We start from the raw sequence: 8,564 nt of genomic DNA on the forward strand, positions 1-8,564 counted from the left end.
AGTCATCCCGCACGACCCACCATTCTCTCAGGTATCGAAATATCCCCCCAGACTCAGAAGCCGCATACTACACAATAATCGTGTGGGTGAGACCTGCGTTCAGGTTCGAGCCGAGCGAAGCGAGACAACAACGCGCAGCGTTGACCCGAAGGGCGAGTCCGCAGGCCGAGTCATCCCGCACGATCCACCATTATGTTCACCTTCCCAGTGATATCTTTCCCGGCAATATCATTTATACTTCTCATTCCTGAACCTTAAACCGCTCCCTATAATCATCCGATATTCCCTCCACCACTCAGCTTTTCTCATTATTTTTAACTCTATTAAACATTTTTGCCATTTTTAGACAATGTCTGGCGACTTTTTGCAAGATATTGAGTATTTTGTTTAGGATAAAAAACAAATCAATCTTACTGGCGGCCAGAGAGACACTGTGGCTCCGGAATCACTGGCAATAGAGATGTGAGCGATGAGCGAAACTTTTGATGTGAATGCGGCTATTTATCCTTTCCCTGCGCGCCCTGTCCCGCTGGATGTGGACCAAAAAGCCTTTTACCGTGAGAAAATCAAAACACTGCTGAAGCAACGCGATGCCGTGTTAGTCGCTCACTATTATACCGACCCCGAAATTCAGGCCTTGGCCGAAGAGACGGGGGGTTGTGTTGCTGATTCCCTGGAAATGGCGCGATTTGGTAACAGTCATCCGGCATCGACTTTACTGGTCGCTGGTGTGCGCTTTATGGGGGAAACGGCTAAAATCCTCAATCCCGAAAAGCAAGTATTGATGCCCACTCTCAATGCTGAATGTTCGCTGGATTTAGGCTGTCCGGCTGATGAATTTGCCGCATTCTGCGACAGTCACCCTGACCGTACTGTCGTGGTGTATGCCAATACCTCTGCGGCGGTCAAAGCCCGGGCTGATTGGGTGGTCACTTCCAGTATCGCAGTTGAGTTAATCGAGCATCTCGATAGCTTGGGCGAGAAGATAATCTGGGCACCGGATCGGCATCTTGGCAACTACGTTCAGAAAAAGAGTGGCGCAGATGTGCTGTGTTGGCAGGGGGCGTGTATCGTCCATGACGAGTTTAAAACCCAGGCTCTGGCCCAGATGAAAGCATTACACCCCGATGCTGCGGTGTTGGTTCACCCTGAGTCGCCACAAGCTGTTGTTGATATGGCTGATGCTGTCGGCTCAACCAGTCAGTTGATCATGGCGGCAAAAACACTGCCCCAAAAAAAGCTGATTGTAGCAACTGATCGGGGTATTTTTTACAAAATGCAGCAGGCTTGTCCGGATAAAGAGTTATTCGAAGCACCCACTGCTGGTGAAGGTGCAACATGCAGAAGCTGTGCGCATTGCCCGTGGATGGCGATGAATGGCCTTAAAGCGATTGCTGAGGGGCTGGAGCAGGGGGGGGTTATGCATGAGATACATGTTGATGAACAATTGCGTCAGCAGGCGCTGATACCGCTAAATCGCATGTTGGATTTTGCTAATCAGTTGAAGTTACAGATCAAAGGCAACGCGTGAGCATTTATACTCGTCATACTTCAAGCTGCATGTGCGTTGGCCGCGCTCAATCACCCGAATCACTTACTACAGTAAGCTCGTCGGGATTCATTCGCTTGCCGCCTTCCTGCAACTCGAATTATTTAGAGTATATTCACTACTGTATTAACAGCAAAAGGATAGCCAGATGGATTTCTTTAGTACCAGTAACATATTGGTTCATATTCCGCTGGGTACAGGCGGGTATGATCTTTCATGGATTGAAGCAATAGGTACGCTGTTTGGGTTGCTGTGTATCTGGTTTGCCAGCAAAGAGAAAATCATCAACTACCTGTTTGGGTTGATAAACGTGACGTTGTTCGCGGTGATTTTCTTCCAGATTCAACTCTACGCCAGCTTGTTGCTACAGCTATTCTTCTTTGTTGCCAATATTTATGGTTGGTATGCCTGGAGCAAACAAACGCCTGATAACCAGGCGGAATTGAAAATCCGTTGGCTCTCTTTGCCGAAAGCATTGGCCTGGGGCGTGGTCTGCGTGGCGGGTATCGCGTTGATGACGTTGCATATTGATACGGTATTTGCCTGGCTGACCCGTGCGGCAGTTACTGTTATGCAAGGTTTGGGGGCCAATGTCCAAATGCCGGAGTTGCAGCCAGACGCTTTCCCCTTCTGGGACTCTACCATGATGGTCTTATCTATTGTGGCGATGATTTTGATGACCCGGAAATATGTTGAGAACTGGCTGATTTGGGTGGTTATTGATGTCATCAGTGTAGCAATTTTCGCCTATCAGGGTGTTTACGCCATGGCGCTGGAATACGTGATACTGACACTGATTGCACTAAATGGTTCTTGGTTGTGGATTAAGAGTGCGGCACGTAATCATTCACGCCCACTGTCTATCCAGAGTGATTAATATTTCGGTCCAATAGCTGCTGCTGGAAATGTCAGTCAGGCGAGGTGCTCCAAAGCATTCGCCTGACTGATGACATCAATGATGGTGATGATGGTGCTCTCCGGCACTGGCGGCTTGATTAATACCGCAATCTGGTGCTTTGCAGTGCTGGTACTCCATCTGGATGGTGGCATGACCAATATGGTAATGATGCAGCAGATGGTGCTGAATTCGTTGCAGTAATTCATCATTGTCTTGCGGTGGGATCACTTGCACATGCAGTGTCATCAGCCGCTGGTCACCGACTTGCCATAAATGGACGTGATGAACATCCCGCACTTCATAGATACTGGTGCAGAGATCTTTGCGCAACTTATTGATATCAATCTCCTGCGGTGCCCCCTCCAATAGCTCGTGAAAACTTTCTTTCAGTAGCCGCCACGCACTGCGTAACACCAATACCGAGACCAAAACTGACAAAATTGGGTCGATGGGGGTCCAACCCGTGGTCAGGATAACCACTGCCGCCACGATAGCCCCGACAGAGCCTAATAAGTCACCCATCACATGCAAGGCTGCGGCCCGCACATTGATATTCTTTTCTTCCTCACCACGATGAAGTATCCAGAAGCAGAAAATATTCGCACATAATCCCGCGATAGCGATGATTAACATCGGTACACCCATCACCTCATGCGGGGTAAAGAAACGCCGAACTGCCTCCCAAAAAATCAGCACAACAATCAATAATAAAGCTGCGGCGTTAACAAAAGCGGCCAGCGTGGTGAGCCGTAAATAACCGAAGGTATGGCGAGAGTCCGGTTTCATCCGTGAGAAATGGACTGCCATTAATGCGATAAATAATGCAGCAGAATCGGTCAGCATATGCCCGGCATCAGCCAGAAGGGTCAGCGAGCCAGATAACCAGCCGCCGATCGCCTCTGCTACCATAAACAGAGTCGTCACAGCGAAAGCTATTAACAGGCGCTTGCTGTTGCCGTCTTGTGGGAAAAACGATGATGCAGACATAGTTATCCTTCAATGGTAAAAGCTGAACACGGAACGAGAACGGTCTATCTATGTTAGCCCTGATAGGATTTCATTCAATGATTGAAGCATATTATAGATAACACCCATGTTGTGGTTTATCTATACGGCTCTTCTCATGCGATAAAGTAGATTTACAGCATCCAATTCACCAGTTAGATTGGTTCAACTAGATTAATACAGACAGACGTTGTGCGATGATCGTCACAAGACTTAATGGAAGAGCTATGAATTACCTGAATGATGACCTACGGATTAAAGAAATTAAGGAACTCCTGCCCCCAGTCGCCCTGCTAGAGAAGTTTCCAGCCAGCAATAATGCAGCAGAAATCGTCTCCAAGACTCGCGCAGCGATTCACAACATTTTGCGTGCTCAGGACGACCGCTTGTTGGTGGTGATTGGCCCATGCTCCATTCACGATACTCAGGCGGCCAAAGAGTATGCGGCTCGTTTGCTGACATTGCGTGAAGAGCTGCAAAGTGAGCTTGAAGTGGTGATGCGGGTGTATTTTGAAAAACCACGTACCACGGTAGGTTGGAAAGGTCTGATTAACGATCCACACATGGATGGTAGCTACAATATCAATGATGGTCTGCGTATTGCGCGCAAGTTGCTCTTGGATATTAATGAGAGTGGCTTACCGGCTGCGGGGGAGTTTTTGGATATGATTACCCCGCAATACTTGGCTGACCTGATGAGCTGGGGGGCGATTGGTGCCCGTACCACGGAATCTCAGGTTCACCGCGAGCTGGCTTCTGGCTTGTCTTGCCCGGTTGGTTTCAAAAATGGGACCGATGGCACTATCAAAGTAGCTATTGATGCTATCAATGCCGCCAGTGCGCCACATTGTTTCCTGTCGGTGACTAAATGGGGTCACTCAGCGATTGTAAACACTGCCGGTAATGATGATTGCCATATCATTCTGCGCGGTGGCAAAGAGCCGAATTACAGCCGCGCCCATGTTGCCGCGGTGAAAGAGGGGCTTAGCAAAGCGGGCCTGGCACCACAAATTATGATTGATTTCAGCCATGCTAATAGCTGTAAGCAATTCAAAAAGCAAATGGAAGTGGGAACGGATGTTTGCGACCAGATTGCTCGGGGCGAAAAATCTATTATGGGCGTGATGATTGAAAGCCATCTGGTCGAAGGTAGTCAGAATTTGGAAAGTGGCGAACCCTTAACTTACGGCCAAAGTGTCACCGATGCTTGTATTGGTTGGGAAGATACCGAAGTGTTGTTACGCCAGTTATCAAATGCAGTCAAAGCCCGCCGCCAGTAATTAACTTATCGGCAAATAAAAACCCCCGGCATCTGAGATGTACGGGGGTTTTTTAATGGCACTAATCAGGAGTGATTACTTCGCTTTACCCTGATTGGCAACCGCAGCAGCTTTAGCCGCGATTTCATCAGCATTACCCAGATAGTAGTGTTTGATTGGTTTGAAGTTTTCGTCAAACTCATACACCAAAGGCACACCTGTTGGGATATTCAGCTCAAGAATTTCTTCTTCGCCCAGGTTATCCAGATATTTAACCAGCGCGCGCAGAGAGTTACCGTGAGCGGCGATGATTACGCGCTCGCCACTGGCAATGCGTGGTTTGATCACTTCTTCCCAGTAAGGGATAACACGGTCGATAGTCAGAGCCAGGCTTTCAGTGGTTGGTAGCTCTGCATCGGTTAATTTTGCATAACGTGGATCATGGCCTGGGAAGCGCTCATCTTCTTTTTTCAGTGCTGGCGGGGTGACAGCAAAGCCGCGACGCCACTGTTTAACTTGATCATCACCGTATTTAGCCGCAGTTTCTGATTTATCCAGACCTTGCAATGCGCCGTAATGACGTTCATTCAGTTTCCAGGTTTTTTCGGTTGGAAGCCAAGCCTGATCCAGTTCGTCCAGGATGCTCCACAAGGTATGGATTGCGCGTTTTAATACTGAGGTGTAGGCGAAATCAAAAGCAAAACCTTCATCTTTCAACAGCTTGCCTGCTGCTTTTGCTTCGGTACGGCCTTTCTCAGACAAATCAACGTCATACCAACCGGTAAAGCGGTTTTCGTTGTTCCATTGACTTTCGCCGTGACGTACCAGAACCAGCTTTGTTACTGCCATAGTTCGAACTCCTCAGATGACTAATTTATACCGATTACAACTTCAAGCTGCATATGTGTTGACTGCCTTGCTGCAACTCGAATTATTCAGGGTATATTCAATGATAACTATTATCATTATATTGCGGGATTGCCGCAGACAGCAATCGATAGTGTTTAACCATAGCCAATTTTTTATCAGAAGGTAAGGCCGCAGGTTGAATCGATTCTGCTCTAGCTATAACGCATTAATCTATGGGGTAGTCAATACCCCATAGGACTGCGGCGATTAAGCGGCTTTCTTCAGGCAAGTGCTCATAAAGGTTTTGCGCGCATCACCTTTTAGCGCTTTGGTGGCCGCCTCGGCATTACAGCTTTTCATTTTTTGCTGCTGCGGGGTCAGGGCTTTCTCATCAGGATGAACTTGTGCTTTCAAGCATTGACTCATAAATTTCTTCCGGTCATCACCTTTCAGCGCTTGGGTGGTCGCCTGCTGGTTACAATCGGTCATTTTTTTCTGTTGCGCGGCCTGAGCCGGTGAGGGTGTTTTTGCTGTATCCGCCGCCATCACATTCACACTGAGCAGCAATCCGGCTGAGAGTAACCATAGGGTAGTTAGACGCATAGGAATTCCTTAGATAATGTTTGAGGGTCTGAAAGGGTGGGCAACAGGTAACACTAACCCCTGACAGATGCAGTTAAGCGTAGATGGTAGTGCTGAATATGGGTAGTTTCGGTTATATCTTAGATGAATAGAGACTGCCGCCGCAGCGGCAATCCGCTATAGCGCGATAAAGTGATAAACGGTGGTGGCGCGGTAGACTTTTCCGGGTTTTAGCCAGCAATCGGGCTGTGGCCATTCCGGGTGGTTAGGGCTATCAGGTAAGAATTCACTTTCCAGTGCGACACCGGTGTAGCTGGCATAGGTTCCGCCATTGCGCGCAGGTGTTCCGCCGAGGAAATTACCGCTGTAAAGCTGCAATGCGGGTGCTGTGGTATAAACGCTCATTTGAACTTGATTATCAGAAGACCACAGGTGCGCCGCAGGGCTTTCGGTAGCACCACAAGTGCGATGCAGAAGATAGGCATGGTCATAACCTTTCACGCGTTGTTGACCACGGTCTTGCAGGAAGTCGCGTGCCAGTGTTTTCGCTTGACGGAAATCCATGCCAGTTTTTTCAACACTTTCGAGTCCACCGGTGGGTATCCCATCACTGCCGACCGGCAAATAGCGGTCAGCAAACAGCTGTAATCGATGCGCCCGCACGTCTTTCCCTTCGCCATCGAGATTAAAGTACGCATGATTGGTCAGGTTTACCGGGCAGGTTTTATCAACTTGAGCCTGATAGTGAATCTCGAGGCGATTATCCTCGGTCAGCAGATACTGTACTTCGGCGGTGAGATTACCGGGGAAACCCTGATCACCGTCAGGAGAGTGCAGCTGATAAGTGACCTGCTTCTCATCTTGCTTAACCTTTTTCCAGCGCCGGTTATGGAACCCTTCTGGGCCACCATGTAGCTGGTTCTCGCCTTGATTCGGTATCAGATGGAGGATTTCACCCTCCACGATAATTTGTGCTTTCGCAATGCGGTTGGCGTAGCGGCCAACGGTAGCCCCCAGATAAGCACGCTGATGCAGATAGTCGGCCGGGGTTTGGCAGCCCAGCAGCAACTCACGGTTTTCGCCCCCTTTTAGCGGCAATATTGCCGATATCCAGGTTGCGCCCCAATCCATCAGCGTCACACTCATGCCGGTTTTATTATGTAACTCGGTCAATTCAAAGGGGTGACCATCTGGTGCTAACTGGTCAACACTGCTTGATGATGCAGCGTCGTTTTTCAGCATAAACCCGCTCCTTGTGAAGCCTGGCAAACGTAAAAGGTTTCAGTTCTGCCGCCACTGTAGGCCGGATATTGCTGTGCTACAGCCGCACGAACTTGCTCGACGAGCGAGTTTGGCATTAGCGCAACAATACAGCCGCCAAAACCACCGCCAGTCATACGAACACCACCTTGCTCCCCAATAACGGATTTCACAATATCAACCAGGCTGTCGATCGGTGGAACTGTGATCTCGAAATCATCGCGCATTGAAATATGAGACTCGTGCATCAATTGTCCCATCAATTTCAAATCGCCAGCCGCCAATGCATCAGCCGCTGCCAAAGTGCGCTCATTTTCAGTAATGACATGGCGGGCACGTTTAGCGACCACAGGATCTAACTCATCCTGAATAGAGAAGAACAGGTTAGGGTCAACATCGCGCAAGGCTTTGACCCCAAAGAAACGCGCAGCGGTTTCACATTGCTGGCGACGGTTGTTGTATTCGCTATCAACCAGGCCCCGTTTCACATTGGAATTGATTATCACCACCGCCACATTTTCTGGCATGGGGACGGCGCGAGTTTCCAGTGTGCGGCAGTCGATCAGTAGCGCATGGTCTTGCTGGCCGAGGGCTGAAATCAGCTGATCCATGATGCCGCAGTTACAGCCGACAAACTGGTTTTCAGCTTCTTGACCATTGAGCGCTAATTCCACACCACTCAGAGGTAGTTGATAGAGTGATTGTAGCGCCTGGCCGACGGCCACTTCTAAGGAAGCCGAAGAGCTCAGACCTGCACCTTGCGGGACATTACCGCTGATAACCAGCGAGGCACCGCCAAAATCGGCATGACGCAGTTGCAAGTGTTTGACCACGCCGCGCACATAATCAGCCCAACGGTATTGCGCATGCGGGACAATCGGCTCATCCAGCGAGAATATGTCTTGCTGATTGTCATAATCAGCCGCAATAACATGTATCTGGCGATCATCGCGTTTACTGCAACTGATGACGGTTTCATAATCAATGGCGCAGGGCAGCACAAAACCGTCGTTATAATCAGTATGCTCGCCGATGAGATTGACGCGGCCCGGAGCTTTGATAGTGATGTCAGGTTCATGGCTAAATTGTTGGCGGAAAATGGCCTGGGTATGCTGTTTTAAACTCATTATTTGACTCCGGCTTCTCGATAATGGACATCACT

The 8,564-nt window shown here is 49.1% G+C and carries 8 protein-coding genes and 1 other RNA gene; 4 read left to right on the plus strand and 5 right to left on the minus strand.

Annotation, left to right across the window (positions count from 1 at the left end):
• Window positions 1-66 precede the first annotated feature (66 nt).
• The 3 genes from ACNSO8_RS00740 (at window position 67) to pnuC (ending at window position 2,426) form a co-directional block, all read left to right on the plus strand.
• A non-coding RNA gene (locus ACNSO8_RS00740) (RtT sRNA) lies at window positions 67-190 on the plus strand.
• Between the two features lie 279 nt (window positions 191-469).
• The gene (gene nadA, locus ACNSO8_RS00745; protein ID WP_418393531.1) at window positions 470-1,531 is read left to right on the plus strand and encodes a quinolinate synthase NadA; all 1,062 of its coding nucleotides are present in this window, start codon (window positions 470-472) and stop codon (window positions 1,529-1,531) included.
• A gap of 166 nt (window positions 1,532-1,697) precedes the next feature.
• Window positions 1,698-2,426: a nicotinamide riboside transporter PnuC gene (pnuC, locus tag ACNSO8_RS00750; RefSeq protein WP_418393532.1), complete on the plus strand. Its 729-nt coding sequence runs from the start codon at window positions 1,698-1,700 to the stop codon at window positions 2,424-2,426.
• Window positions 2,427-2,501: 75 nt separating this feature from the next.
• On the opposite strand, the gene zitB is transcribed toward pnuC, so the two are convergent.
• Window positions 2,502-3,434, minus strand: coding sequence for a CDF family zinc transporter ZitB (zitB, locus tag ACNSO8_RS00755; RefSeq protein WP_418393533.1), 933 nt, complete (start codon window positions 3,432-3,434; stop codon window positions 2,502-2,504).
• A 245-nt stretch (window positions 3,435-3,679) separates the two neighbouring features.
• Here zitB and aroG point away from each other — a divergent pair, with 245 nt between their 5' ends.
• On the plus strand, window positions 3,680-4,732 hold the full coding sequence (aroG, locus tag ACNSO8_RS00760; RefSeq protein WP_418393534.1) for a 3-deoxy-7-phosphoheptulonate synthase AroG: 1,053 nt from the start codon (window positions 3,680-3,682) through the stop codon (window positions 4,730-4,732).
• 75 nt (window positions 4,733-4,807) lie between these two features.
• Here the strand turns inward: aroG and gpmA are convergent, their stop codons facing one another.
• The 4 genes from gpmA to galK form a co-directional block, all read right to left on the minus strand.
• A complete protein-coding gene (gene gpmA, locus ACNSO8_RS00765; protein ID WP_418393535.1) occupies window positions 4,808-5,560 on the minus strand; it encodes a 2,3-diphosphoglycerate-dependent phosphoglycerate mutase in 753 nt (250 codons plus the stop codon).
• A gap of 267 nt (window positions 5,561-5,827) precedes the next feature.
• A complete protein-coding gene (locus tag ACNSO8_RS00770; RefSeq protein WP_418393536.1) occupies window positions 5,828-6,163 on the minus strand; it encodes a PsiF family protein in 336 nt (111 codons plus the stop codon).
• 156 nt (window positions 6,164-6,319) lie between these two features.
• Window positions 6,320-7,384 carry a galactose-1-epimerase gene (gene galM, locus ACNSO8_RS00775; RefSeq protein WP_418393537.1) on the minus strand — a complete coding sequence of 355 codons (1,065 nt, stop codon included), beginning with the start codon at window positions 7,382-7,384 and terminating at the stop codon, window positions 6,320-6,322.
• Entirely contained in the window at window positions 7,378-8,529 is a 1,152-nt protein-coding gene (galK, locus tag ACNSO8_RS00780) for a galactokinase (protein WP_418393538.1), read from the minus strand. The genes galM and galK overlap by 7 nt, the downstream gene beginning before the upstream one ends.
• Window positions 8,530-8,564 lie beyond the last annotated feature (35 nt).

It is taken from the genome of Yersinia sp. LJYL362, assembly GCF_048323875.1.

Excerpts from the sequence above, each read along its gene's own strand:
- nadA (WP_418393531.1), top strand. The coding sequence starts at position 470 with ATGAGCGAAACTTTTGATGTGAATGCGGCTATTTATCCTTTCCCTGCG.
- pnuC (WP_418393532.1), top strand. The coding sequence starts at position 1,698 with ATGGATTTCTTTAGTACCAGTAACATATTGGTTCATATTCCGCTGGGT.
- zitB (WP_418393533.1), bottom strand. The coding sequence starts at position 3,434 with ATGTCTGCATCATCGTTTTTCCCACAAGACGGCAACAGCAAGCGCCTG.
- aroG (WP_418393534.1), top strand. The coding sequence starts at position 3,680 with ATGAATTACCTGAATGATGACCTACGGATTAAAGAAATTAAGGAACTC.
- gpmA (WP_418393535.1), bottom strand. The coding sequence starts at position 5,560 with ATGGCAGTAACAAAGCTGGTTCTGGTACGTCACGGCGAAAGTCAATGG.
- ACNSO8_RS00770 (WP_418393536.1), bottom strand. The coding sequence starts at position 6,163 with ATGCGTCTAACTACCCTATGGTTACTCTCAGCCGGATTGCTGCTCAGT.
- galM (WP_418393537.1), bottom strand. The coding sequence starts at position 7,384 with ATGCTGAAAAACGACGCTGCATCATCAAGCAGTGTTGACCAGTTAGCA.
- galK (WP_418393538.1), bottom strand. The coding sequence starts at position 8,529 with ATGAGTTTAAAACAGCATACCCAGGCCATTTTCCGCCAACAATTTAGC.